Annotated in this window: 19 protein-coding genes, 1 tRNA gene and 1 CRISPR repeat array; of the genes, 7 read left to right on the top strand and 13 right to left on the bottom strand. The window is 72.7% G+C overall.

All coding sequences use genetic code 11. The features are described from left to right. Nucleotides 1–123: 123 nt before the first annotated feature. Nucleotides 124–1,938 (top strand): NAD(P)/FAD-dependent oxidoreductase, encoded by a 1,815-nt coding sequence (locus tag MTQ01_RS15685; protein WP_247490872.1) that lies wholly within the window; start codon nt 124–126, stop codon nt 1,936–1,938. A 295-nt stretch (nt 1,939–2,233) separates the two neighbouring features. Beyond that, a CRISPR array of direct repeats spans nt 2,234–2,742; the repeat unit is 29 nt; unit sequence CTGCTCCCCGCGCACGCGGGGATGGTCCC. A gap of 51 nt (nt 2,743–2,793) precedes the next feature. Here the strand turns inward: MTQ01_RS15685 and MTQ01_RS15680 are convergent. Then, entirely contained in the window at nt 2,794–3,855 is a 1,062-nt protein-coding gene (locus MTQ01_RS15680; RefSeq protein WP_247490870.1) for an NAD-dependent formate dehydrogenase, read from the bottom strand. Then, nucleotides 3,852–5,042: a zinc-dependent alcohol dehydrogenase gene (locus MTQ01_RS15675; RefSeq protein WP_247490868.1), complete on the bottom strand. Its 1,191-nt coding sequence runs from the start codon at nt 5,040–5,042 to the stop codon at nt 3,852–3,854. Before MTQ01_RS15675 ends, MTQ01_RS15680 begins: the two co-directional genes overlap by 4 nt. Nucleotides 5,043–5,498: 456 nt before the next feature. Here MTQ01_RS15675 and MTQ01_RS15670 point away from each other — a divergent pair, with 456 nt between their 5' ends. Continuing rightward, entirely contained in the window at nt 5,499–6,833 is a 1,335-nt protein-coding gene (locus MTQ01_RS15670) for an NAD(P)/FAD-dependent oxidoreductase (protein ID WP_247490865.1), read from the top strand. A gap of 163 nt (nt 6,834–6,996) precedes the next feature. On the opposite strand, the gene MTQ01_RS15665 is transcribed toward MTQ01_RS15670, so the two are convergent. From MTQ01_RS15665 to MTQ01_RS15650, 4 genes are all read right to left on the bottom strand, one after another. Then, a complete protein-coding gene (locus tag MTQ01_RS15665) occupies nt 6,997–7,278 on the bottom strand; it encodes a hypothetical protein (protein ID WP_247490863.1) in 282 nt (93 codons plus the stop codon). A gap of 356 nt (nt 7,279–7,634) precedes the next feature. Next, a complete protein-coding gene (locus MTQ01_RS15660) occupies nt 7,635–8,231 on the bottom strand; it encodes a DUF5709 domain-containing protein (RefSeq protein WP_247490862.1) in 597 nt (198 codons plus the stop codon). A gap of 275 nt (nt 8,232–8,506) precedes the next feature. Beyond that, nucleotides 8,507–8,578, bottom strand: a tRNA-Arg gene (locus MTQ01_RS15655). A gap of 101 nt (nt 8,579–8,679) precedes the next feature. Continuing rightward, nucleotides 8,680–9,636 carry a hypothetical protein gene (locus tag MTQ01_RS15650; protein WP_247490860.1) on the bottom strand — a complete coding sequence of 319 codons (957 nt, stop codon included), beginning with the start codon at nt 9,634–9,636 and terminating at the stop codon, nt 8,680–8,682. Between the two features lie 556 nt (nt 9,637–10,192). On the opposite strand from MTQ01_RS15650, the gene MTQ01_RS15645 reads away from it, so the two are divergent. The 4 genes from MTQ01_RS15645 to MTQ01_RS15630 all read left to right on the top strand — a co-directional run bounded on the left by MTQ01_RS15645 (nt 10,193) and on the right by MTQ01_RS15630 (nt 14,083). After that, nucleotides 10,193–11,137 carry a diiron oxygenase gene (locus MTQ01_RS15645; protein ID WP_247490858.1) on the top strand — a complete coding sequence of 315 codons (945 nt, stop codon included), beginning with the start codon at nt 10,193–10,195 and terminating at the stop codon, nt 11,135–11,137. Nucleotides 11,138–11,292: 155 nt separating this feature from the next. Beyond that, nucleotides 11,293–12,006 (top strand): TetR/AcrR family transcriptional regulator, encoded by a 714-nt coding sequence (locus MTQ01_RS15640; protein ID WP_247490856.1) that lies wholly within the window; start codon nt 11,293–11,295, stop codon nt 12,004–12,006. A gap of 10 nt (nt 12,007–12,016) precedes the next feature. Next, the gene (locus MTQ01_RS15635) at nt 12,017–12,280 is read left to right on the top strand and encodes a hypothetical protein (RefSeq protein WP_247490855.1); all 264 of its coding nucleotides are present in this window, start codon (nt 12,017–12,019) and stop codon (nt 12,278–12,280) included. Nucleotides 12,281–12,925: 645 nt separating this feature from the next. Continuing rightward, on the top strand, nt 12,926–14,083 hold the full coding sequence (locus MTQ01_RS15630) for a C40 family peptidase (RefSeq protein WP_247490853.1): 1,158 nt from the start codon (nt 12,926–12,928) through the stop codon (nt 14,081–14,083). Nucleotides 14,084–14,287: 204 nt separating this feature from the next. Here the strand turns inward: MTQ01_RS15630 and MTQ01_RS15625 are convergent, their stop codons facing one another. The 5 genes from MTQ01_RS15625 to MTQ01_RS15605 form a co-directional block, all read right to left on the bottom strand. After that, the gene (locus MTQ01_RS15625; protein WP_247490851.1) at nt 14,288–15,541 is read right to left on the bottom strand and encodes a styrene monooxygenase/indole monooxygenase family protein; all 1,254 of its coding nucleotides are present in this window, start codon (nt 15,539–15,541) and stop codon (nt 14,288–14,290) included. A 313-nt stretch (nt 15,542–15,854) separates the two neighbouring features. After that, nucleotides 15,855–16,460, bottom strand: coding sequence for an ATP/GTP-binding protein (locus MTQ01_RS15620; protein WP_247490849.1), 606 nt, complete (start codon nt 16,458–16,460; stop codon nt 15,855–15,857). After that, complete coding sequence (locus tag MTQ01_RS15615; RefSeq protein WP_247490847.1) at nt 16,441–16,872, bottom strand: DUF742 domain-containing protein; 432 nt, start codon at nt 16,870–16,872, stop codon at nt 16,441–16,443. Before MTQ01_RS15615 ends, MTQ01_RS15620 begins: the two co-directional genes overlap by 20 nt. Next, nucleotides 16,869–17,357 carry a roadblock/LC7 domain-containing protein gene (locus MTQ01_RS15610; RefSeq protein WP_308294403.1) on the bottom strand — a complete coding sequence of 163 codons (489 nt, stop codon included), beginning with the start codon at nt 17,355–17,357 and terminating at the stop codon, nt 16,869–16,871. Before MTQ01_RS15610 ends, MTQ01_RS15615 begins: the two co-directional genes overlap by 4 nt. Further along, nucleotides 17,354–20,533, bottom strand: a complete 3,180-nt coding sequence (locus MTQ01_RS15605; protein WP_247490845.1) for a nitrate- and nitrite sensing domain-containing protein — start codon at nt 20,531–20,533, stop codon at nt 17,354–17,356. The genes MTQ01_RS15610 and MTQ01_RS15605 overlap by 4 nt, the downstream gene beginning before the upstream one ends. Before the next feature lie 444 nt (nt 20,534–20,977). On the opposite strand from MTQ01_RS15605, the gene MTQ01_RS15600 reads away from it, so the two are divergent. Next, nucleotides 20,978–21,940: a hypothetical protein gene (locus MTQ01_RS15600; protein WP_247490843.1), complete on the top strand. Its 963-nt coding sequence runs from the start codon at nt 20,978–20,980 to the stop codon at nt 21,938–21,940. A 197-nt stretch (nt 21,941–22,137) separates the two neighbouring features. On the opposite strand, the gene MTQ01_RS15595 is transcribed toward MTQ01_RS15600, so the two are convergent. Continuing rightward, on the bottom strand, nt 22,138–22,674 hold the full coding sequence (locus tag MTQ01_RS15595) for a MarR family winged helix-turn-helix transcriptional regulator (RefSeq protein WP_247490841.1): 537 nt from the start codon (nt 22,672–22,674) through the stop codon (nt 22,138–22,140). A 530-nt stretch (nt 22,675–23,204) separates the two neighbouring features. After that, nucleotides 23,205–24,149 (bottom strand): rhomboid-like protein, encoded by a 945-nt coding sequence (locus tag MTQ01_RS15590; RefSeq protein WP_247490840.1) that lies wholly within the window; start codon nt 24,147–24,149, stop codon nt 23,205–23,207. Nucleotides 24,150–24,199: the final 50 nt, after the last annotated feature.

Below are 24,199 nucleotides of genomic sequence, written 5' to 3'. Positions count from 1 at the left end.
GCCGGAACTCGCGGTGTCCCGGGAATCCAACCGGACACCACTGTCCGGTAGTTGCTACCGTAGCCGACGGCCGCGCGGCCCGTCGCGGCCCATCGAGCCCAACTGCAGGATCGAGACCCCCACATGACGCCCAGTCAGGCACCGTCGGCCGACGACCTCCACGCCCTCAGACTCCGCTACCGCGCCGAGCGCGAGCGCCGCGTACGGCCCGACGGCGCCACCCAGTACCACGAGGCCGAGTTCGGCTACTACGCCGCCGACCCGTACACCGACGCCCCCGCCGAACGCGAGCCCCTCCGGGACACCGTCGACGTGGCCGTGATCGGCGGCGGCTTCGGCGGCATCCTCGCCGGCGCGCGCCTGCGGCAGCAGGGCGTGGAGCGGGTGCGGATCGTCGAGCGCGGCGGCGACTTCGGCGGCACCTGGTACTGGAACCGCTACCCCGGCGTCCACTGCGACATCGAGTCCCACGTCTACCTGCCGATGCTCGACGAGACCGGCTACGTACCGCAGTGGAAGTACGCGCCCGGCGAGGAGATCCGTCGGCACGCGGTACGGATCGCCCGGCGCTTCGACCTCTACCCCGGCGCCCTCTTCTCCACCGCGGTCACCTCACTGGACTGGGACGAGAGCGCGGAGGTCTGGAACGTCACCACGGACCGCGGGGACCGCTTCCGCGCGGTCTACGTCATCAACGCCACCGGCACCCTCACCGACCCCAAGCTCCCCGGAATCCCCGGAATCCAGGAGTACAAGGGCCACACCTTCCACACCTCCCGATGGGACTACGCCTACACCGGCGGCTCGCCCGACGGAGCGATGACCTCGCTCGCGGACAAGCGCGTCGGCATCGTCGGCACCGGAGCCACCGGCATCCAGGTCATCCCCAAGCTGGCCGAGGACGCCGCCCACCTGTACGTATTCCAACGCACCCCCTCCACCGTCGACATCCGCGCCAACCGCCGCACCACCGCGCAGGACGTCGGCGCCGACCGGGACGGCTGGGCCCACGAACGCCGCGAGAACTACCTGAGGATCGTCTCCGGCGAGCCCGCCGACCGGGACCTCGTCGCCGACCAGTGGACCGCCTCCGCCGCCCTCCTGGAGAAGCTGCTCCCGAGCTTCCGCCGCCCCGACGACCGAACCGGCTTCGAGGCCGCGTACGAGGTCGCCGACGCCGCCAAGATGGACGAACTGCGCGCCCGCGTCGAGCAGATCGTCACCGACCGGCGGACCGCCGAACTGCTCAAACCCTGGTACCGCTACGCCTGCAAGCGCCCGACCTTCTCGGACGCGTACTACGAGGCGTTCAACCGCCCCAACGTCACACTCGTCGACACCGCCGACACCCACGGCATCGAACGCATCACCGCGGAAGGCGTACGGGTCGGCGACACCGTGCTGGAGGTCGACTGCCTGATCTTCGCCACCGGCTTCTTCGTCGGCTCCTCCGGCATCCACTCCGGCCGCCTGCCCGTGCACGGCCGCGACGGCGCCGCACTGCGCGAGACCTGGGCGAGCAAAGGCCCGCGCACCCTGCACGGCTTCACCAGCAACGGCTTCCCGAACCTCGTCCAGATGGGCACCTTCCAGAACGCCAGCAGCGTCAACTTCACCCACATCCTGGACGAACAGGCCCGCCACGCCGCCGCCCTCGTCGCCGCCGCCGAGGCCGACAACGCCCTCCTCGAACCCTCCCGCGAGGCCGAGGACGCCTGGATAGCCGTCCTCGCCGACGGCGCCCCCGACCACGAGTGGTTCCACGCCGAGTGCACTCCCGGCTACTACAACCGCGAGGGCCTCGGCCGCCCCAACGGCCCCAGCGCCTACCCCCACGGCGCCGTCGCCTTCCACCAACTCCTCGCCCACTGGCGGGAGAAGTCCATCGACGAAGCACTCCACCCAAGAACCACCCCACACCCCGTCCCCCACCCCTGAGCCACCCACCCGACGCCCCCACCAGCTCGCCAGCCGTCCGCCCACCCCGCGCCACGAGCTGGCGAGCTGGCGAGCTGGCGAGCTGGCGAGCTGGCGAGCTGGCGAGCTGGCGAGCTGGCGAGCTGGCGAGCTGGCGCCAACGGGCGTCGGGGGCAGCCGGCTACGAGCCGGGCACGACCGGACCAGAAGCACGTACGGTGAGGGCCCAACCGCCGCACACAGAGGCCGAATTGTCCGTATCTTTAAAAGTTGCTCAGAACACCACTCCGGCCCGGTAACGTCCCAGCTCAGCAACTCTGCTCCCCGCGCACGCGGGGATGGTCCCTGGCCTTGATGGAGGCCGTGTTGAAGTCCATCCTGCTCCCCGCGCACGCGGGGATGGTCCCTGGTGGCTCGTCGTCCTCGTGGCCTGCATTGCCTGCTCCCCGCGCACGCGGGAATGGTCCCCACTTATCGCTGTCCAGGAGAACGCCCTGCTCCCCGCGCACGCGGGGATGGTCCCACGGGGACCGTGAAGGTGGGCAGGACGAGTAACTGCTCCCCGCCCACGCGGGGATGGTCCCTACCAGGTACAGAGCGCCGCGCGTGACGTCCTCTGCTCCCCGCGCACGCGGGGATGGTCCCGTCTCCAGACATAGAAGGGGCCCGACACCATCCTGCTCCCCGCGCACGCGGGGATGGTCCCGGCCCGCGCGAGATGTGGCTGAAGTTGGCCACCTGCTCCCCGCGCACGCGGGGATGGCCCCCGCCAGAGTTGTCCCTCGGGGGACAACTTCACTGCTCGTCGCACGCAGGGATGGTCCCGTGACTGCGCTGGGCCCCGATGTCGAGGCCCCGCCCCCGCGGGGGGGGCGGTCACGTCGTACGGGCTTCGACGAGGACGTAGTCGTCGGGCAGTGGGGCGCCGGTGAGGTGGGCGTCGAGGATCTCCCGTACGCCGTCCGCGATGCGGCGCTGCGCCTGGCGCGTCATACCGGAGTAGTGGATCGTCATGGCGTTGCGCGGCATGGTGCGCCAGGGGTGGTCGGGCGGCGCGGGTTGCGGATACCAGGTGTCGCCCGCGTACCCGGCGATACGTCCCTGCTCCAGGGCGTCCACGAGTGCGTCGCGGTCGACGATGGCGCCTCGTGCGGTGTTCACCAGGTGGCTGCCGGGTTTCATGGCGGCCAGGCGCTCGGCGTCGAACAGGGCGTGGCTGCCCGAACTCAGGGGCAGTGCGAGGCAGATGACGTCGGAGCGGGCGACGAGGTCGTCGAGCCGGGCGTAGCGCGCGCCAAGTGTGGCCTCTTCGGCCGCGGTGCGCCGGTGCCTCGCGTGGTAGAGGAGCGTGACGTCGAACGGAGCGAGCCGCAGGGCCGTACGTGCGCCGATCGCGCCGAGGCCGACCAGCCCGACGGTCTTGCCCTCCAGGTCCTCGGCCTCGCAGGAGGCCGAGGCGACATCCCACTCGCCGTCGGCGACCTGGCGGTGGGCGGGCAGGAAGCCGCGCACCAGGGCGAGGATCGCCATCACGTTGTGCTCGGCGACGCTGACCACGTTGCTGCCGGTGACCTCGGTGACGGCGATGCCGTGGCGGCGCGCCACCTCCTCGTCGATGTGGTCCGAGCCGATACCGGCGGTGATGACGAGCCGCAGTCGCGGGGCGCTGCGCACCCGCTCCTCGTCGAGGTAGAGCGGCCAGAACGGGGTGGTGATCAGCACCTCGGCGTCGGCCAGTTCACGGTCCAGCTGCTCGCCCGTGTCCGAGATGCCGACGACGGTGTGGCCGCGCTCCTCCAGGAAAGGCTTCAGCCCGAGTACGTTGCCGGCGGTGGCGGGCACGTCCTGGCAGCCCGCGCGTTCGCTGTCCGGGAAGAGCACCGCGACGATCTTCGCTCCGGCGCGCTCCGAACTCCCATGCGCTTCCGTCCTGTTCACGGCCGGAACACCACCTTCACTGCGCCGTCGTCCTTGCGTTGGAACATCTCGTACGCCCGGGCAGCCTCGTCGAGCGGCAGATGGTGCGTGGCGAAGTCGTCGACGCCCAGCGGGTCGTCGTCGGTGAGCAGCGGCAGGATGTCGGGGACCCAGTGCTTGACGTTGGCCTGGCCCATGCGCAGGCGGATCTGCTTGTCGAAGAGGGTGAGCATCGGCAGCGGGTCGGCCGTGCCGCCGTACACCCCGCTGAGGGAGATCGTGCCGCCCCTGCGCACCATGTCGACGGCCGCCTCGAAGGCGGCGAGCCGGTCGACGCTCGCCTTCTGCGCCACCTTCTCCGCCGCCTTGCCGGGCAGTACCGCGGCGGCGTTCTGGGCCAGGCGCGCCGCGTCGTTGCCGTGGGCCTCCATGCCGACCGCGTCGACCACGCTGTCCGCGCCGCGCCCCTCGGTCAAATCCCTTACCGCGTCGCCCAGTTCGCCCTTCCCCTCGTGCTGACGCAGATCGAGGGTGTGGACGCCTCGGGAGCGGGCCCGGGCGAGCCGTTCGGGCACCAGGTCGATGCCGATGACCTGCGAGACCCCGCGGTGGAGCGCGATCCGACAGGCCATCTCGCCGATCGGTCCGAGTCCGAGCACGGCCAGCGTGCCCCCTTCGGGCACCTCCGCGTACTCGACCGCCTGCCACGCCGTCGGCAGCACGTCGGAGAGGAAGAGGTAGCGGTCGTCCGGCAGTCCGGACGGGACCTTGATCGGCCCGTACTGGGCCTGCGGCACCCGCAGGTACTCCGCCTGCGCTCCCGGAACGGCGCCGTAGAGCTTGGTGTAGCCGAACAGCGCGGCGCCGGAGCCCTGATCGCGCACCTGGGTCGTCTCGCACTGCGTCTGGAGCCCTCGCTCGCACATGAAGCAGTGTCCGCAGGAGATCTGGAAGGGCACCACCACCCGGTCGCCCGGCGCCAGCCCGGTGACCTGCGAACCGGTCTCCTCCACCACCCCCATCGGCTCGTGCCCGAGCACGTCGCCGGGTGTCATGAACGGGGCCAGGACCTCGTACAGGTGCAGGTCGGAACCGCACAGTCCGCTGGAGGTGACCCGGATGACCGCGTCGGTGGGCTTCTCGATCGAGGGGTCGGGGACGTTCTCGACGCGTACGTCGTGCCGCCCGTTCCACACCGCTGCCTTCATGATCGTGCACCTCCGTGGGTGGTTTCGAGTTCTTCCGTCGACGCCGGGGTTCTCCGGCAACCGCGCTCCCGGCTGTCCGCTCCCGGTGTCCGGCTCCGGTACCGGTCTCGCGGGTCGGTCGCCGGAGTCGGGTGCCGGGGGACGCGTTCGCGCTGACGGTGTCGGTTCTCGCGCCACCGGCAACGCTGCCGCGAACGACGTTCGGGCGCCGGGTTCCTCGGCGGAGCAGGGGCTACACACATCGGCGGCGCTCGATCCGTTCCGCCGCCCTCCGCCGCCCGGCTCCCCGCGGCTCCCCTCACCTCCACGCGTCTCCCAACCGTCCGCGGTTGTTTGGGATGCGCACGTACGGGCCACCCGGCGGTGTCGAGCGGGTCGGTGTGCCCCGTCGGGGTGCGGCGGGGCGACGCCCTGGCCGGTGCCGGCCCGGGAACGCGGCGAATCGGAGGAGTCCCCATGGTGGCAAGGCGTCCGCGCATCGTGATCGTCGGCGCCGGTTTCGCCGGCTACCAGTGCGCCCGAACCCTGCTGCGCCGCACCCGCGGCGCGGTCGAGGTCGTGATGATCAACCCCAACGACTACTTCCTCTACCTCCCGCTGCTCCCCGACGTCGCCGGCGGCGGGCTGGAGCCGCGACGTGTCACGGTCTCGCTGCCGGCGACCCTGCCGGGCGTTCAGCTGGTGCTGGGCGAGGCGGACGGGATCGACCCCGCACAGCGCACCGTCAGCTACACCGACCCCGAGGGCACCCGGGGGCGGGTCGGCTACGACCGGCTGGTGCTCACCGTCGGCAGCGTCAACAAGCTGCTCCCCATCCCCGGCATCGCCGAGCACGCGCTCGGCTTCCGCGGCATCGCCGAGGCGCTCTACCTGCGCGACCACCTCACGCGCCAGGCGGAGATGGCCGCCACCGCGGTCTCCCCGGTCGAGCGCCAGGCACGCACCACCGCGGTGGTCGTCGGCGCCGGCTACACCGGCACCGAGGTCACGGCACAGGGCGTACGGCTGACCGACGCGCTGCACCGCCAGAACACCGCGCTGGGCGCGGGCCCCAAACCCCGCTGGATCCTGGTGGACATCGCCGACCGCATCCTTCCCGAACTCGACGAGCGGCTCTCCACCGAGGCGCACCGGGTGCTGCGCGAACGCGGCGTGGAGGTACGCACCGGCGTCTCCGTGGAGGAGGCCGGACCCGAGGGCGTACGGCTGAGCGACGGCTCCCATGTGCCCAGCCGCACGCTGGTGTGGTGCGTGGGCGTACGGCCGGACCCGTTCGTCGCCTCGCTCGGGCTGCCGACCGAGAAGGGACGGCTCTGCGTCGACCCCCTGCTGCGGGTCCCGCAGCAGCCGGAGATCTACTCCTGCGGCGACGCGGCTGCGGTACCGGACGCGACCAACCCCGGCAGCCACACCGCGATGACCGCCCAACACGCCCACCGCCAGGGCAAGTTGGCCGCCCACAACGTGCTGGCCTCGCTCGGCCGCGGCCGACCCGAGCGCTACAGCCACCACGATCTGGGCTTCATGGTCGACCTCGGCGGCAGGGACGCGGCGGCCAACCCGCTGCACGTACCGCTCTCCGGGCTGCCGGCCGCCGCCGTGACGCGCGCGTACCACCTGTTCTCGCAGCCCGGCAACCGTGCCCGCGTCTCGGCCGACTGGCTGCTGGACGCCGTACTGCCGCGCCACGCGGTGCAGTTGGGCCTGATACCCGCCGGGGCCGTCCCGCTGGAGACCGACTCCCCCACCACCCCGCCACCCGACCGCACCCGCACGATCCGCCGCGAATGAACCACCCCGTATCGCACACCGACGCGCACGACGCCCCGGCCGGGCGCACGGCCCCGCGTCGGACTTCCGGGCGGGGTGGGACAGCCGGGAGGGGTGGGACGGCCGGGCGTGGGACAGCGGCGGGCCGTTGCACCTGCGGCGCCCAGGAGGCGGACGAGCGGCGCTACCCGCTGGAGACAAAGAACATCAGCGCCACCATGAACGCCGCGAGAGCCCCGAGCGTGGCGCCGATCAGCGAGTGACCGAAGTTCGTCGCCCGCCCCCGCTCGCTGCGGACGATCCCGATCACACCCAGGACGACGGCGAGCAGCGCCGCCGGCAGGGCCACCAGATCGCCGACGATCGGGACGATCGAGCAGAGCACGGCGACGATTCCCGCGACCAGCGAAACCTCCCCCGCCGTGTTCTTCGGGGCCGGACGGGAGACGAGATCCTCTGCCGGCATCTCTTCCCTCTCACCTCTGTCCGCCCGCTCCGGTCGAGCGGGATTCGGAACCACACTCATCAACCACGATCGGAGGCGCCGAAGCGTTCCCGACGGGTAACGGAGCCTGCGTCTCCGCTCCACGACAGGGACGCAGACGCATGGCCACGCGCTCGTGGCGCCCGCCGGCCGGTACGCCCGTACTCGGCGACGCCCCTCAGCCCGATCATCACCTCACCCGCCGGACCGGACAAGCGGTGCGCCGGGCCCGTACCGTCCGCCGACGCCCCGCACGTAGGCCGAGGTGCGGCAACCGGCCGCCGCCGATCGGTTCGCGACTGGAGACAGGGACAGGTCGGGCAGTCCACAGCAGGTGCTCAGGGCAGGTCGTCGAGCCGACCGTCCCGCTCCTCGCCCGCCTCCCCGTCCACGCCCGCCCCGCCGGACTCGTCCGCTGCCCCGGACTCGTTCGGGCGTACGGCCGGACCGGCGGGCTGTTCCCCGTCGTCCCGCACATGGACGGCGGCCTCCTCCGCGCCCGCGGCTCCCGCGTCGATGCCCACATCGGTCGCCAGCAGATCCTTCTCCCGGTCCTGGTGCAACCCGCCGTCCGGCGCGACCAGGCGGCCCGCGCGTTCACCGCCCGCCTCCGGGTCGACGGGCTCGCCCTCGCCGCCGGGCAGGTCTCCGATCCGGTCCGCCGCGTCCAACTCCTCGTTCAGCCCGTCCGTCACGTCCGGGACCTCCTCGGCCAGCCGACTGTCCAGCGACTCGCCCTGCTGCTGCTCCTCGGCGGTGGTGCCCGGCTTGTCCACACCGAGCGGCTTCTCTGGCGGCGAGTACCCCTCGTCGAGCAGATCGTCGTAGTCGGGCTCGTCCACCGCGTCCTGGAGGTCCAACGGAGCGGCGTCCTCCTGCTCCTCGTTGCCCCCGGTGGGCTGATAGACCTCGTCACCCATGTTCTCGCTGGTCACAGGCTCCTCCGTCCGTCGCACACGTACGGGGCCGACCGGAAGCTCCGCCGACCCTCCGCAGTTCCGCGCACCGAGTACCCACCCCACCGCCCACATACCGCCCCGGCCGCCGCAACCGACCCGAGCACGACGACGGAACCCACTCGGCGCTCACTCGCGACCGCGTGCAGACACAACAAAACAGGAACGGGCGGGACCCAGTTGAACTGAGTCCCGCCCGTTCCCGAATGAGTACGAACCCGGTCGAAGCGACTTCTGCGTCGCCGACCCGGAAGTACCCCCGGCAGGATTCGAACCTGCGCACACGGCTCCGGAGGCCGTTGCTCTATCCCCTGAGCTACGGGGGCGCTGCCGCCTTGTGGCGACGGGTAGAACACTACCAGCTTCCGGACGGTGCCCAGCACCGGGTTTTGCGTGGTGGGGGCGCCGCCCGGAAGCGGTGGGACGGTCAGGCCGCGGCGTCGCGGAACTCGTCGAGGACCTTCATCAGCCGGTCCGCCTGGGGCTGGAGTTCGATGCCCTTGGCCTCGGTGTCGACCTGTGCCGGGTCACTGTGGATGACCGAGATCAGGATCTCGCCCTCGGCCCATACGCAGGTGGGGAGTTGGACCTGCACGGAGGACTGGGTCTGGGTGACCACCTGGCAGGTGACGGGCGAGTCCGAGTCGTCGACGTCGAAGTCCTTGGGCTGCACCGTGATCTTGGCGCCCGCGCCGGAGCCGGTGCCCTGGAGGAACTCGCGCTTGGCGACAGCGGTGTTGCCGAGGTTGCCCTCGTACGCGGCGACCACGAGGGTGTCGCCGCCGCCGGCTGCGAAGGTGCCGCCGAGACCGGTGACGTCCTCGGAGGGCGCCTCCCGCTGGAACTGGTCGGACATGTCCTGGAGCATCCGGTACTCGCGGTCCAGGAGCGTCTTCGGCAGGCCCAGCTCCTTGGCGCCGGGCTCCTTGTCAGGGGTGGCGTCCGCGTCGTCGGAGTCGTCCTCGGTGTCCGCGCCGTCGGACGCGTCGTCGGAGGGGGTGACCTCGCTCGACTCGCTGGCCTTGGCGTCCTTGCCCTCGTCGTCGGGGTCGTCGAGAACGAAGAAGGTCACCGCGACCGCGAGAACGACGACCGCGACACAGGCCGCGATGACGGCGATCAGCGGGCCCTTGCCCTTGCCGCCCCCGGGCTGCTGGGGACCCTGCGGGTACGGGCCCTGCCCGCCGGGCGGTCCGCCCCAGGGGCCGCCGGGGCCACCCTGACCGGGGCCTCCGGGGCCGCCGGGTGGCGGCGAGCCGTACGGCTGCTGTGGCGCCCCGTAGGGCGGCTGAGCTCCTCCGGCGGGCGGCTGCTGCGGCGGCCCGCCGAACTGCGGCCCTCCCGGGCCCTGTTGCGGTGGCGGCGGGAACGGGGGCGTCGTCATCGTGAGTCCTCGGACCTGTGTGGCGTTCTGTCGAACGTGGGTGCGGACGCCCATCCTGCTACATGTCGCCCAACTCCCGAACTGCGGGTGCACGGCCGAACCGCCCTCCGGGAGCGCGGTTCGGTCGGCAGCCCCGTCCTGGCCGGAACCGCGGGAGGGACGCCGGGGCCCGCGGGAGGGACGAGCAGCCCGGGTGGTCCGACCGGGCGCACGAAGGCCACGAGCCGAGCAGAGCGGTCGCGACGAGCTCTCGACGAGCGCGCAACGGGCGACCGGGCGCGGCGAACGACCGGGCGACCGGAAGCGGGTGCGGCGCGGCACGCCCGCGGCGCAGCCGAGTCCGCAGGCCGGCGCCGCCGCCAAGTCCGTGGCCATCGGCGGCCGTTGGGCGGCCGTCGGGCAGGGGCGGGGGCGGCGTTCCCCAACAAGTCGTGTCCGGGGGATTGACGGACTTGCTGACGCGCAGTCTCATAAAGCGGGTGAGCCTGCCGCCCGCCCGGTGGCCGTCCGCCCGCCGCGGCCCGGCCCTGCGGCCCGTCCACGTCTGCGAGGTGCCATGACCACCACCCCTCAGCCCGCACCGGAATCCGCCGAGGCGCTGCGCGACGCGCTGGGGCTGCTCAAGGACCGCGAGCAGGTCGCCGAGCGCCTGCTGGAGTCCTCCCGGCGCCACTCCTTCGACGCGGACAAGGAGTTGGACTGGGACGCTCCGATGCCGGCCGACAAGTGGTTCTGGCCGCCGGAGCTGGTCTCGCTCTACGACACCCCGCTGTGGCGGCGGATGTCGCAGGAGCAGCGGATGGAGCTGGCCCGGCACGAGGCCGCCTCGCTGGCCTCGCTGGGCATCTGGTTCGAGATCATCCTGATGCAGCTGCTGGTGCGGCACATCTACGACAAGTCGTTGACCAGTTCCCATGTGCGGTACGCGCTCACCGAGATCGCCGACGAGTGCCGGCACTCGATGATGTTCGCGCGCATGATCACCCACAGCGGTACGCCCGCGTACCCGGTCTCGCGGCTCAACCACAATCTGGCACGGGTGCTCAAGACCGTCTCGACGACGCCCGGTTCGTTCGCCTGCACGCTGCTCGGCGAGGAAGTGCTGGACTGGATGCAGCGGTTGACCTTCCCGGACGAGCGCATCCAGCCGCTGGTGCGCGGTGTGACGCGCATCCACGTAGTGGAGGAGGCGCGCCATGTGCGGTACGCGCGGGAGGAGTTGAGGCGCCAGATGGTGACCGCGCCGCGCTGGCAGCAGGAGATGACGAGGATCAGTTGCGGCGAGGCGGCCCGCGTCTTCTCCGTCGCGTTCGTCAATCCGCAGGTCTACACGAACGTGGGTCTCGACCGCCGCGAGGCCGTGGCGCAGGTGAAGGCGAGCGGCCATCGTCGCGAGGTGATGCAGGCAGGGGCGAAGCGTCTCACGGACTTCCTCGACGACGTCGGCATCCTGCGCGGCGTCGGGCGGCGGATGTGGAAGAGCAGCGGCCTGCTGGCCTGAGCGGCACCCCGGCCGGACCGAGCGGGTTCTCGCGCCGGGGCCCGTGCCAGGGGCACCGGTCCGGGTGCGCGCGCCCGTGCGTGCACCCCGGTTCCGGGCGATGACGTCGGCATCCGACCCCCGGTACGGACCAGGGTGCGGTTACGCTGCCTGGCATGACCGTCCCGGCGTACCGAAGACTGAGCGTGGAAGAACGACGCAGCCAGCTGCTCTCCACGGCGCTCAACCTGTTCTCCGGCCAGGCGCCCGAGGAGGTCTCGCTGGAGGACGTGGCCGCCGCGGCGGGTGTGTCCCGGCCGCTGGTCTACCGCTACTTCCCGGGCGGCAAGCAGCAGTTGTACGAGGCGGCGCTGCGCAGCGCCGCCGACGAGCTGGAGACGTGCTTCAACGAGCCGAAGGTCGGGTCGCTGACCGACCGGCTGCAACGCGCGCTCGGGCGCTATCTGTTGTTCATCGACGAGCACGACGCGGGTTTCAGCGCCCTGCTGCGCGGCGGCAGCGTGGTGGAGACCTCCAGTACGAGTGCCATAGTCGACGAGGTGCGCCGCCAGGCGGCGGAGCAGATTCTTTCGCATCTGGAGGTGCCCGATCCGGGTCCGCTGCTGAGCACGGCCGTGCGGACGTGGATCTCCTCCGTGGAGGCCGCTTCCCTCATCTGGCTGGACGGCGGTCGGCCGATGCCCCGCGAGGAGTTGCGGGACTGGCTCATCGACCAGCTGATGTGCACGCTGGTGACGACCGGTGCGCGGGACGAACAGGCCGCCGCCTGCATCGAGTTGGCCGTCGAGCTGGAGGAGCCCGGCGGTCAGCTCGCGCAGCTCGCCCACCGGATCCTGCCGGTCGTGACACCGGCCGCACGGCTGCTGTGAGCGGGCGGCGATGAGGAGCGAGGACACACGGTTCGAGGGCGGTCCGATGGACGGGCGCACACTGCCCGTACTGGTCGGCGCGACGGGCAGACCGCCCACCGTCTACGAGCTGCCGGTGCCGGACCCGGACGGCGGCGAGCCCACGGTGTACGTCTACCGGCTGGAGGCGTCGACGGTCACGCCCCGACTGCGGCTGCCGCGCGACTTCCGGTACGTCTACGACCCCGAGGGCCGGCCGCGCCGCTTCCGCTGGCCCTGGTCCCGAATGGACTGACCGGAGGACGCGCCCGACCGCTGTCGGAGGCACCCGGACGTTCTCGGCCACACGTTCCCGGGCCGGACGGCCCCGGACGCACGCTCCCCTGCCGGCGTCCCGGGACGCACGTTCCCCGATGGGCGTTCCCCGCACGGGTGATTCGGGCTGCGGCCCGGCGGCAGCGGCGCGCGGACGCGGTCCGGGGCGGCGCGGCACCGGTGGCGGCCCCGCGGGCGGCGACGGAGAGCGGTGCGCCATCGGCTGAGCGGGCGAGCGGTTCGACTCAGCCCGGGCAGAAAATACGACAACCCGGGCGTCTCCCCTGTCACGATCACCGTCGTGACCGGAGGTGATGACGTGTCAGCGATCAGAGCGACCAGTGCGACCGGTGCGACCACCGGCCGACGTCGGGACGAAGACGCGGTCGGCCCGTGCGCGGTCCGGTGCGGCACGGACTGCGAGCACGGCCCCGCACACGAGCACAGCTGCGCACTCGGCCCGAAGCCCGTCGGCACGTACGGCCCGGAGCCCGTGCACGGCCCCGGCCACGCGTGCCGCTGCGGGCAGGGCCGCGGGGGCCGGGGCGAGGCGCGGGCGGGGAGTCGGCCGTGGGTGCGCGGCGGCCGGCGGCGCACCGCAGTGATCGGTGGCGCGGCGGCTTCGATGCTGCTGGCGCTTGTGGCGCACGGCGGCCCGCTGCCCGACCGGGCGCACGCCGCACCGCCGGACCGGCCGGCCGCCGAACTGCCCGACCGGCCGGTCGCCGAACTTCTCGGCGAGCTGCGCAGCCGTCACCGGGCGGCCGGCGCCGCCACCCGGGCGTACCACGCTGCGCAGGTGCGGCTGCGGGCCCAGCGCAGCAAGGTGGCCCGGCTCGACAAACAGCTCAGGAGCGCCCGTTCAGATCTGGGGCTGCGCCGGGTGGACGCGGGACGACTGGCCCGCGCGCAGTACCGGGACCGTACGGCCGGGCTCACTCCGTATCTGCGCATGGCGCTCACCGACGACCCTCAACGGGCCCTGGAACAGCGGCACTTGCTGCGCCGCGCCGCCAAGGGTCAGGCGCTGGCGCTCAGTCGGCTCAGGGGCGGGGAGCAGCGGCTCACCGCTTCGACGGCTCGCGCCCGCAAGGCACTTGCCCGACAGCGCGCACTTGCCTCCGAACAGAAGGCGCGACGGGACTCGGTGCGCGACCGGCTCGACTCGGTCGCCGAGCTGCTGGGTTCCCTCAGCGAGAGTGAACGGGCCGAGATGGCGAAGCTGAAGCCGAAGCGCTCGGGCGGCGGAGGGAAGAGGTTCCTGGCAACCGGGCTGCTGCGCGGAGGCTCGACGCCGTCGGCGGCGGGGTCGGCGGCGGTGGAGTTCGCGGTGCGGCAGATCGGCAAGCCCTACCGCTGGGGCGCGACCGGGCCGCGGTCCTTCGACTGCTCGGGCCTCACCAGCAGGGCCTGGGCCGCGGCGGCCGGGGACGGCACTCCGGTCGGCCGCGCCCGCGCGGACTCCGGGACGGTGCCGCGCACCAGCCAGGAGCAGTGGCGGACACTCCCCCGGATCGAACTCTCCCAACTGCGCCCCGGGGACCTGGTGGTGTACTTCGAGGACGCCTCTCATGTGGCGCTCTACCTCGGGAAGGGGCGGGTGGTGCACGCACCGCGCCCCGGCAGGGGGGTGAAGGTCTCGCCGGTCGCGGCGAACCCGGTGCTCGGCGCCGTACGACCCGACCCGGACGACACCGCGCTCGACCGCTACACGCCGCCTGCGCTGCCGAAGGGCGCCACCGACGGCGACGACACCGGGCACTCGGGCACCACCGCGCCCTGAGCAGGCGTCCGCGCCGTGAGGGCGGGAGCACGGCCGTGGCGGCGGGAGGGCCCACCCGTGGTGGCGGCGGGCGGGTTCCGGCACCGCCGCCACCATCGTCGCGTCACACCTGACTGTCGGTCAGTCGGCCCTGTGCGCCCGGCAGTTGGGCGCATCGAGCGGACCGGGCGCATCGAGCGGACCGTGCGGGTCGAGCGGGTCCGCTCAGCTGTCGGCGGGCCCTGCGGCGGCGGTTGCCTCCGCGAGGAAGGCGTTCGCCTTCTCGGGCTCGAAGAAGTAGCCCTCGAGGTCGCTGGGGTCGTCGAAGCCGTTCACGAAGCGGTCCGCTATCTGCTGCGACTGCCCTGCTGCTCCGATGATGTTGAGCACGTGCTCGGGCGGCGGGGCGAGCATGGCGTTGGTCCAGCGAGTGGTGTGCCGGACGCTCTCCCAGTTGCGGTCGAAGGTGGCCTGCATCCACTCCTCGTCGAACGGGCGGTCGCCGTGCTTCAGGATCGCGTCCAGATAGATGGCGGCGCATTTGGAGGCGGAGTTGGAGCCCTGGCCGGTGATCGGGTCGTTGGCCACCACGACGTCGGCCACACCGAGCACGGCGCCGCCTCCGGGCAGCCGGCCGATCGGCTTGCGCACGGTGGGCGCGTAGCGGCCCGCGAGGGTGCCGCCGGCGTCGGTGAGCTCCACCTTGGTCGCGCGGGCGTACTCCCACGGGAGGAAGCGCTCCATCAACTCCAGTGTGGTGGCGAGGTGTTCGGCCGGATCGCGGATGTCCTGGAAGACGTCGAGCGGGCCGCCGGGTATGCCCTCCCAGAAGAGGATGTCGCAGCGGCCGTTGTTGGTGAGCGAGGGCATGATGAACAGCTCCCCCACTCCCGGCACCAGGTTGCAGCGCACCGCCTCGGTCTCCGGGTGCTCGGGGCGCGGCCCGAGTCCGTTGACGTAGGAGACGGCCAGCGCGCGCTGGGGAGCGTCGTAGGGGGAGCGTTCGGCGTCCCGGGCGAACATCGACACCAGTTCGCCCTTGCCGGCCGCCACCAGGACCAGGTCGTAGGTGCGGGCGAAGAAGTCGAGGTCGGAGACGGCGGCGCCGTGGATGACGAGCTGGCCGCCGCGCTGGGCGAAGGTCTCCAGCCAGCCGGCCATCTTGACCCGCTGGTCGACGGACTGGGCGAAGCCCTTCAGACGTCCCAGCCAGTCGATCGGCCGGGAGCCGTCGGGGCCCGCCACCGAGATGCCGACGCCCTCGATCTTCGGTGCCTGGTTCTGCCAGAAGTTGATCTCCAGATCGCGCTCGTGGGAGAGCGCCCGGTCGAACATGCACTGCGTCGACATCACCCGCCCGCCGCGGATCTCGTCCGGCGTGCGGTTCGACATCACCGTCACCTCGTACCCCTGCGACTGCAGGCCCAGGGCGAGTTGGAGACCGGACTGGCCGGCCCCGACGATCAGTATCTTGCGCATGGTTCACGCTCCTCGGTGGCGTCGGACGCGGACCCGCGCCCGACCTAGATGATCCAACGTCAGTTCGAGTGGCGGTAGTTGGGCGATCGCACATCGTTCACACTGCAGCGGGCAGCAGGCGGCGCGCAGCGGCGGGACGGTTGCGCGGCGGCGTCGGCCGCGGTGTGACCTCGGGACGGACAGCCGCACCGTGCCGCACGGAGCGCCAACCGGCGTACACACAGCGGGAGTTGAGTACGCACACAGGGAGTCGAGCCGGACGGCGTCCCCGGCGGTGAGGCGATCGCGACCGCGGGGCGCTCGTCCGGTCCCGTCACGCAGGGGTGAGTTCGACGGCGTGGCCCACCAGTTCGGTGAGCGAGGCGAGCGCCGACTCGCGCTCCCGGGCGTCCACCACCACGATCGGCACCCGCGGGGGCACCGACAGCGCCTCGCGCACGTCCTCCGGCTCGTACCGCGTCGTCCCCTCGAAGTGGTTGACGGCCACGATGTACGGCAGTCCGCAGCTCTCGAAGTAGTCGAGCGCGGGGAAGCAGTCCTCCAGCCGGCGGGTGTCGGCCAGCACGATGGCGCCGATCGCACCGCGCACCAGGTCGTCCCACATGAACCAGAAACGGCGCTGGCCGGGCGTGCCGAAGAGGTAGAGCACCAGTCCGGCGTCCAGGGTGATCCGGCCGAAGTCCATGGCCACCGTGGTCGTGGTCTTCTCCGGCGTGGCCGCCAGATCGTCCGTGGCCTCACTGGCCTGCGTCATCACCGCCTCGGTGACCAGAGGTTCGATCTCGGACACCGCGCCGACGAGCGTCGTCTTCCCGACACCGAAGCCGCCGGCCACCACTATCTTGGTGGCGATCGGTGCTCTGCCGGTGTCCCGCTGCCATGCCTGCGTCACGTTGTCGTCAGAGCCGGCGTAGACCATCCAGCACCCTCTCCAGCAATGCGCGGTCGGGACGGCTCGTGGCCTCCCGACCGGTTCCGTACACCCGAATCCGCCCCTGGTCCGCGAGATCGCTCAGCAGGACCCGTACGACACCGAGCGGCATCCGCAGCAGCGCGGCGATCTCGGCGACCGTGCGCATCTGGCGGCAGAGCTCGATGATCGCCCGCATTTCCGGCATCACCCGGTCGCGGTGCCCGGAGGACTCGCGACCGGTCAACTCGCCGCGCTCCGGGGGCGCTTGGAGCGCGGGCTGCTCCACGGCGGCGACGAAGGTCTCCACCAGCAGCACATGGCCGAAGCGCGTACGGCCGCCGGTGATGCTGTAGGGCCGCACCCGCGCCGGTTTGCGGTCGGCGGAGGTTCGGCTGGGCAAAGGGGGGTTCGCTGTCACTGTTCCTGCTCCATCGACAGTCGCAGTTCATTACGGAGTTCGGGAGTGAGCACGTGGCCGGCCCGGCCGACGAAGAGCGCCATGTGGTACCCGATCGTGCTCATGTCGCAGTCGGCCGCGGCGTGTACGCCGAGCAGGGACCCGTCGCTGATGGCCATTACGAAGACGGTGCCGTAGTCCATCGCGACCATGGTCTGCTTCACCTCGCCGCCGTCCATCAGACCCGCGGCACCGCTGGTGAGCGAGGCGAGGCCGGAGATGATGGTCGCCAGATCGGCGCTCGCACCGCGCGGTCCGCGTTCGCTCCCGGCCTGATCGGCACCGGCGTCGGCGTCCGAACTGAGGAGCAGCAGGCCGTCCGAGGAGACGACCGCAACCGAGCGGATACCGGGGACCTCCTCCATCAGGTTCGGCAGCAGCCAGCGCAGGCTGTCCGCCTTTCCTGCGGTGGTGCCCGCTGGTTGTGCGGCGCTCGACGCGTTCACTTACGTGCCTCCTCGGCGGTTTGGCTCACTTCGTCCGCCCCCGATTGGTGGTTCCCGTGGTCACGTGTGGTGTGGTCGTCGCCATTCTCTGTCGGCCCGGTCACGGCCGTGCGGTCGGTGTCGGTCGTGTCGGAGCCGGGGTTGGTGTTGGTACCGGTACCGGCGTTGGTCGTGTCGGTGTCGTACGTGTCGGCGCCGGTGTCGCTCGCGGCGCGGGCGGCCGGGATGTCGGCGGTGCCACCGGTGGTGGTTCCGCCTGCGCCCGGGCGCTCCTCGGAGCCGGAGTCCGGCGTGCCCGGCGGATTGCGGCGGGCAGCCTCGCTCTTGTCTTCAGCGGCGAGCAGGGCCGCCGCGTCACTCTGGCCCCGCTGGGAGCCCGAACGGAAGCCGCTGATGCGCCGGCGCAGTTCGTCGGCCCGGTCGTCACCGGCGCGCGGCGCAGGGACGGCGGAGGCCGGCGGAGGCATCGGACTGACGCGCGGGGTTCGCTTGGCCAACCCCAGTGCGGTGCGCGGCAGTTGGTCCGTCTCCGGGGCCTGCCCGATGTCGCTCTCGGAGCCCGGGGCGGGCCGGACGTCGGAGTCGGGGCCCGAATCGGAGTCGGCCTCGGGGCCGGCCTCGGGGCCCGCTTCCGGACGGGTGTCCGGGGTTTCGGCATCCGTGGCCGGCTGCGGGCCGGCGGCGTCCGAAGTCGCCCCGGCGTGCGGGGTTTCGGTGTCGTCCGCAATCCCGGTCGCAGCCTCGGCTTCGCCCGCGGTCACGGTTGCGGAGCCCGCAGCCGCGGTTTCCTCGGACGCGGCGTCCTCGGACGGGTAGCCTGCCACCGCCTCGTCGGCGACGGGGCTGGACGCGCTCGCGACGGGGCTCGTGGCCGCGCCACCGGAGTCACCGGCGGGAGCGTCCGCGTCGGCCGCCGATTCGGCGGGTTCACTCTGCGTCGCGTCCCCGGCGGGTGCGGCCCCGGCCGCGGTCGTGCTCGCCCCGCGGGCCGCCGACAGACGGCCCCGACGCGCGGGCAGTGTGTGGGAGTTGGCCTCGGCCTCGGTGCCCGGCAGCGACGGTCCGTCGACGGCTCCGGCTGCGGCGGGGCCGATGCGTCCGGGGGTCGGGCGGTCGGGCAGCAGCGCACGCGGCAGGACGACGACCGCCGTCACTCCGCCCTGCTTCTGGACCCTCAACTGCACCCGGATTCCGTGGCGTTCGGCCAGCTTCGCGACGACATACAGTCCGACGCCGAGCGCGTCACCGCCGGTGGCGGAGGGCGGGTCCTGCTTCTCGGGCTCGCTCAGCCGTTCGTTGAGCGTGGTGAGCCGCTCGGCGGTCATGCCGATGCCGGTGTCGGCGACCGAGAGCATCAGCTCGCCGTTCTCCAACATCCAACCGGAGACCTGGACTTCGGACTCGGGCGGCGAGAAGGCGGTGGCGTTGTCGAGGAGTTCGGCGACCAGGTGGCTGACGTCGTCCGCGGCGAATCCGGCGACCTGGGTGTGCGGCGGAGTGGTGGCCAGCTCGACGCGCTCGTAGCGCTCGATCTCACTGATCGCCGCCCGCACCACGTCGAGCAGCGAGACCGGCTCGGGGTGCTGGTGCGTGGCGTGCTCGGCTCCGGCGAGCAGCAGCAGGTTCTCGCCGTGCCTGCGCATCCGGGTGGCGAGGTGGTCGAGGGCGAAGAGCGTCGAGAGGCGGGCCGGCTCGTGCTCGCGCTCCTCCAGCGCTTCCAGCTGACTCAACTGGCGCTCGGCAAGGCCCAGATTGCGCAGTGCCAGCTGGACGAACGCGCCGTGCACGGCTCCGTCCAACTCAGCCAGCCGAGCCTCCAGTTCGGCGGTGCGTGTGCGCAGCGCCTCCCGGTCGGCGGCGAGCTTCTTGCGCCCGGCGGCCTGGCGCACCGCGTCCGACTCGGCCGTCTCGGCGCGTTCGCGCAGCTCGGCGGTGACTTCGCGGACCTGGTTGAGGGAGCGCACGACCTCGGCGAACTCGTCGTTCCTGCCGGTGAATCGCACCTCGGGCTCGTTCGCCGGATCGCCGGCCAGACGGGCCGCACCGAGCCGCAGCACGGCCAGCGGCCTGGTCATCGAGCGGGCGCTGTACACGCCGGCGGCGATCGCCAGCAGCAGCGCCCCGCCCACCCAGACGAAGCCCAGCTGGAGCGCGGTCACATCGTTGTCGCGCAGGGTCTCCAGCCGCTCGACCTCCTCGCCCGCGAGCGAGGAGTGGACGCTGCGCATCCGGTCCACCCGGGCCGTCAGACTGGTCTCGACCCGGTCGGCACTGACCCGCTGGGCGGCTTCGCTCAGGCGGGAGTCGGCGGTCAGCCGGTCGAGGTACCGCTCGGCGGTGGTGACCTCGCTGCCGGTCACCGTGGTGCTCAGCCGCTCGCGGGTGTCCTCGTGCGCGGCCTGCTCGAAGTCGGCGTCGGCGGCCTGTTCGCGCACCCGGGCCTGCTGGGCGGCGGCGGTGAGATCCGGCTGCGGGCCGCCGGCGGTGAGCGCCGCCAGCAGCAGCCCTCGGGTCGCCGCGGCCTGCTCGACCCCGCGGCCCAGGTAGGGCAGGGCGTGCGGATCGGCCGGATCGGAGTCCTCGGTCGCCCTGGGCGGGAGGTCGCGCGCGGTGTCCTCGGTGACGCCGCCCAGCGCCTGGACGGCGTCGGTGTACGCGGCGTGCACGGTCAGCACGGAGTCCGCGCTGCCGTTCGCGGCGCGGGCCTGCCGCCGCTGTTCGGGGATGGCGTCGACGAGTTCGGCGACCTCGGCGGGGAGTTCGGCCTGCAACTCGCGGACCCGGCTGTCGACCTGCTTCTCCAGCGGGCCGACGTCGACGGGCTCGGCCGGCTGCTCCACCGGCGGCGGCTCGCCCGGGAGCCCGGTCGGGGGCTCGGGGTCGACGTCGGCGCCCTTGGCGGCCAGACGCCGTACCTGGCCGTCGCGCTCGTCGGCCAGCGCATGGGCCAGCGATACGGCCCGCTTGCCGGTCTCGGCGCGTTCGACCAGGCCCTGTGACTCGGACAGGTCCGAGGAGGCGGCTATCAGCATCGGCGCGCCCGCGGCGAGAACCGCGAGGGTGCCGACGAGGACGCAGACCAGGAGCCGGTTCCGTACGCGTGCGCGTCGGGTTCGGCCGCCGGTGGGCTGGTCCTGCTGGTGCTGGCTGCTTTCGCGGAGTCGCTTAGTCCCCACCCGTGCTCGCATTCTCGCTACCGCGGACTGGCGGGTGCGCCAGCCGACGACCATCAGTTGAGCGGCAGTTGTGCGGCATCAGTGCGGCCCCGCCTCACTCGCGGCGCATCGACCTGCCAGGCCGCCCGAGGTCTTCCGTTAGACCGCAGCCTTTCAAGCGCCGAGAGGAGGTGGACGGACTTCGCTCGCCGCGCCACCTGAAGGAGTGAACATCACGGGGAGTGGCAGAACAAACCCGGGGACAACGGTGTCCGACCCCCGTGTCGGCCGGGGGTTGGAAGCACGCCCGGCGCATGGCAGGATGCTCGCCCTCCGCGGTGCGAATACCTCAATTCCGGTGATTCCGCAGCGCGTCGACCGCTCGCGCGCCCCGGCGCAGCGCACCACGCACCGACGTTTTCCGGCCACCGTCGAACTCCGCGCGAGCTCCGGCAGACTGCCGTCATGCGAATGGAACTGGCCACCGAGCCCGGCCTCCCGCACGCCGCCAACGAGGACTACGCGGCCATGGCCGCACCCGCCTCAGGACTGGGTGGCGCGCTCGTGCTCCTGGACGGCGTCACCCCTCCCGCCGCACCCGACGGATGCGTCCACGGAGTGCCGTGGTTCGTGGCCAACCTCGGCGGCGCGCTTCTCGAACTGACCGTTTCCCGGCGCGATCTGACGCTCCCCCAGTGCCTGGCCGACGCCATCTCACGTACCGCGGAGGTTCATCGCGAAACCTGTGACCTTTCTCACCAACGCACCCCGCAGGCGACCGTCGTCCTCGTGCGCTGGGGAGCCGACGCACGACCGCCCGCCGCCCCGCGCGAATCCACGCCCGCCCCCGCGCCGATGGCCGGCACCGCTGCCGACGCCCGGCCCGACGCGCCCGACGCTGCCCCCTCGGCCGACGCCGCCGCGTCCCCCGGCGACGCTCCCGGGCGGCCGGCGGCGCAGGAGGCCCACGGGCGGTTGGAGTACCTGGTGCTCTCCGACTCGGTGCTCCTGCTGGAGTCCGTCGAGGGGCGGGTCAGCGCCGTCCGGGAGACCTCCCTGGACGAGGTGCGGCGCCTCGCCCGTACCGTGCCGCGCGCCGAACGCGCCGCCCGCATCGAGTCATTGCGCAACGCGGAGGGCGGCTTCCACACCGCCGCGGCCGACCCCGCGGTCGCCTCCCGGGCGGTGACCGGCTCGCTGCCGTTCGACCGGGTGCGCTCGCTGCTCGCGCTCACCGACGGGGCGAGCCGGTGGACCGAGGTCTTCGAACGCGGCGACTGGGGCGAACTCCTCGCCCTGGTCCGCACCGCCGGGCCGAACGCGCTTCTGGAGGAGGTGCGTACGGCGGAGCGGGCCGACCCGCTGGGCGATCGGTATCCGCGCGGCAAGGCCCACGACGACGCGACGGCCGTGTACCTGGCCCGCTGAGCCGGGCCCCGCGCGCGCCGAGACGGGACTCCGGCGCTGGACGGCCGGTCCGGCCGGGGGTTCGTCCTGCGGCGACGTCCCCGGCGGAGGGACAGCGGCCCCTCGGGCACGGGGCCTCGACGTTCAACACCGCGGGCCCGGGCCGGAAGCCTCAGCCGTCGGGGCTCGGGACTCGGCGGCGCCGGGCCCCGGGGGCGTCATCCCTCGGCGTCCAGCGGGGTGTTGAAGCGGTGCAGCAGTCTGGCCAGCTCGGCCACGTCCGCCCGGTCCCAGCCGGCGAGCCGGGCGACGAAGGTCTCGCGCCGGGCCTGCCGGACGACGGTGAAGCGCGCCCGGCCCTCCGCGGTGAGCTCCACCAGCGAGGCGCGGCCGTCGTCCGGGTCGGGTGCCCGTACGACGAGCCCGAGGCCCTCCAGCGCGCGGAGCTGACGGCTCATCGTCGCCTTGCCGACACCGAAGAAGGCCGCGAGGTCGGTGGCCCGCTGGGCGCCCGCGTCGTCCAGACGCATCATCAGTCCGTAGGCGGCGGGTTCGAGTTCGGGGTGCACCTCGCGGGCCAGCCCGCCGGAGGCCGCCCGGGCCCGGCGCAGGAAGACCGACAACTCCCTTTCGAGGTCGAGGAGTTCGGGATGGAGCCGGCCGGCGGTCGCCGCCGACCGGCTCGTCACGGTCTCGGAATGCGACCCGTCCTCGGTCATGCCCGTCCTCGCCTTCCGGATACGCGAAGTGCTCATCGCCGCACAGTGCCACCGTGCGGCGTCCTCGGCCGCCGAACCGACCCCACCGAGCGGCGGGATGCGGCGCCCGAAAGCGGGTCCCGCGTCCGGCGACACCTTTCGTCGGCTGAAAGTTTCCCGGCGAAGTGCCCGTATCCGCAGCTTTTCCGGTCTTTCGCAGGAGTAGACCACAGGCGGTGGCCGGAGCCCCTTCCGGCCCGTGCTCTACGCGCGTACGGTCGGGGCCCCCGGGACGGGCGCCACACGCGGCTCCCGCGCCGGGGCCGCAGTTCGACGCACGCGGTGATCGCCTCCCCGCGCACCGCGTGCCTCAACTCACAGAACCAACGGGGGAAGTACCGGTCCGCTCCTGGCGGCAGCCGACCGGTGCTGACGAGAGGCGCCCCGCCGAACCGGGTGAGCGGTTCGGCGGGGCGCTTCGTCGTCTCCTCGGGCACGGCGGGCGCGGAAGGCTCGGCAGGGTCACGGGCCGGGCGTCGCGGTCTCGGGCTCTGGCCCGCCTGGAGCGCGGGGCTGCCGGGCGCCCGCTACGCGCCGGCGCCGCCGGGCTGGGTGCGCGGACCCTGCAGCGGGGCGGAGTGCCCGCCCACCGCCGAGCCCCTGCGCTGGTAGCGGCGCAGCAGCGGCCACAGGGCGATACCCAGCGCGAAGGCCAGCAGATGGCCCCAGTCGACCACCGGATCGGTGAGGGTGACCAGGTTGGACAGGACCATCGTCCCGATGCCGCCGATCAGCGCCCAGCGCAGCCACACCAGGTGCACCACACCGGCCAGCGCGGCGGCGCAGGCGAGCACGCCGTAGTCGATGCCGTACTCGAAGCGGCTGCGCGAGGAGTCCGGCAGCCGACCGAGCGCGACGGCCGCCGCGACGGTCAACTGCGTGGCGAGCGTGGCGAAGAGGTGCCCGGCGATGAAGACGGCGGCGGTGCGCCAGCCGCCTATGCGCCGCTCAAGCGCGGTCAGCACCAGCACGAAGCCCACGGTGAAGACCGAGAGCAGCGCTCCCTTGTAGAAGAGCGCGCTCGCGAAGAGCACGAAGAGCGGCTCCTGCGCGAGGTTCTTGACGTCCGCGCTGGAGCCGGCGAGCCAGCGGGTGACCACGGCGGGGTCGCCGAAGCTGATGAAGAGCGTGGTCGCGACGAGCGTCAGCGCGTAGCAGAAGGTGAAGGGCGTGCCGAGGGGCGTCGGGAAGAGCCGGCGCGCCCACACGTGCGGCGGCGGTGTCGCCCCGTCGCCGCGGGACCCGGTCGGCGGAGCGGTGTCGGCACCGGAGTCGGAATCAGCACGGGGGCCAGGAGCGGGTTCGCCGGACGTCTCGCGGTCGCCGTCCGCGCCGGCGCGGTCGGCCGCGCCCGGAGGGGGTCCGTCGGCATCGGCGCTCTGTGCCCGCGCGCTCTGCGGGGCGCCCCCGGCCGCGGGGTGCGGCAGGGTAGCGACTGTGTGCGAACGCGGTGTCCGTACCCAGGTACCCATGTGCCCGGCTCCCTCCGAACTGCGGCGGTCGCTCTCGTACGGTCGGGGTT

The organism is Streptomyces sp. XM4193, from assembly GCF_023072595.1.
Classification (GTDB): Bacteria; Actinomycetota; Actinomycetes; order Streptomycetales; family Streptomycetaceae; genus Streptomyces.
The sequence above is the reverse complement of the archived record's forward strand: the minus strand, read 5'-3'. Positions and strand labels throughout refer to the sequence as shown.

What these genes read in the sequence shown, in the direction of transcription:
- MTQ01_RS15645 (WP_247490858.1), top strand. Translation starts at nt 10,193, where the DNA reads ATGACCACCACCCCTCAGCCCGCACCGGAATCCGCCGAGGCGCTGCGC.
- MTQ01_RS15590 (WP_247490840.1), bottom strand. Translation starts at nt 24,149, where the DNA reads ATGGGTACCTGGGTACGGACACCGCGTTCGCACACAGTCGCTACCCTG.
- MTQ01_RS15675 (WP_247490868.1), bottom strand. Translation starts at nt 5,042, where the DNA reads ATGAAGGCAGCGGTGTGGAACGGGCGGCACGACGTACGCGTCGAGAAC.
- MTQ01_RS15650 (WP_247490860.1), bottom strand. Translation starts at nt 9,636, where the DNA reads ATGACGACGCCCCCGTTCCCGCCGCCACCGCAACAGGGCCCGGGAGGG.
- MTQ01_RS15670 (WP_247490865.1), top strand. Translation starts at nt 5,499, where the DNA reads ATGGTGGCAAGGCGTCCGCGCATCGTGATCGTCGGCGCCGGTTTCGCC.
- MTQ01_RS15665 (WP_247490863.1), bottom strand. Translation starts at nt 7,278, where the DNA reads ATGCCGGCAGAGGATCTCGTCTCCCGTCCGGCCCCGAAGAACACGGCG.
- MTQ01_RS15640 (WP_247490856.1), top strand. Translation starts at nt 11,293, where the DNA reads ATGACCGTCCCGGCGTACCGAAGACTGAGCGTGGAAGAACGACGCAGC.
- MTQ01_RS15620 (WP_247490849.1), bottom strand. Translation starts at nt 16,460, where the DNA reads ATGGTCTACGCCGGCTCTGACGACAACGTGACGCAGGCATGGCAGCGG.
- MTQ01_RS15630 (WP_247490853.1), top strand. Translation starts at nt 12,926, where the DNA reads ATGCTGCTGGCGCTTGTGGCGCACGGCGGCCCGCTGCCCGACCGGGCG.
- MTQ01_RS15595 (WP_247490841.1), bottom strand. Translation starts at nt 22,674, where the DNA reads ATGAGCACTTCGCGTATCCGGAAGGCGAGGACGGGCATGACCGAGGAC.
- MTQ01_RS15635 (WP_247490855.1), top strand. Translation starts at nt 12,017, where the DNA reads ATGAGGAGCGAGGACACACGGTTCGAGGGCGGTCCGATGGACGGGCGC.
- MTQ01_RS15600 (WP_247490843.1), top strand. Translation starts at nt 20,978, where the DNA reads ATGCGAATGGAACTGGCCACCGAGCCCGGCCTCCCGCACGCCGCCAAC.
- MTQ01_RS15685 (WP_247490872.1), top strand. Translation starts at nt 124, where the DNA reads ATGACGCCCAGTCAGGCACCGTCGGCCGACGACCTCCACGCCCTCAGA.
- MTQ01_RS15625 (WP_247490851.1), bottom strand. Translation starts at nt 15,541, where the DNA reads ATGCGCAAGATACTGATCGTCGGGGCCGGCCAGTCCGGTCTCCAACTC.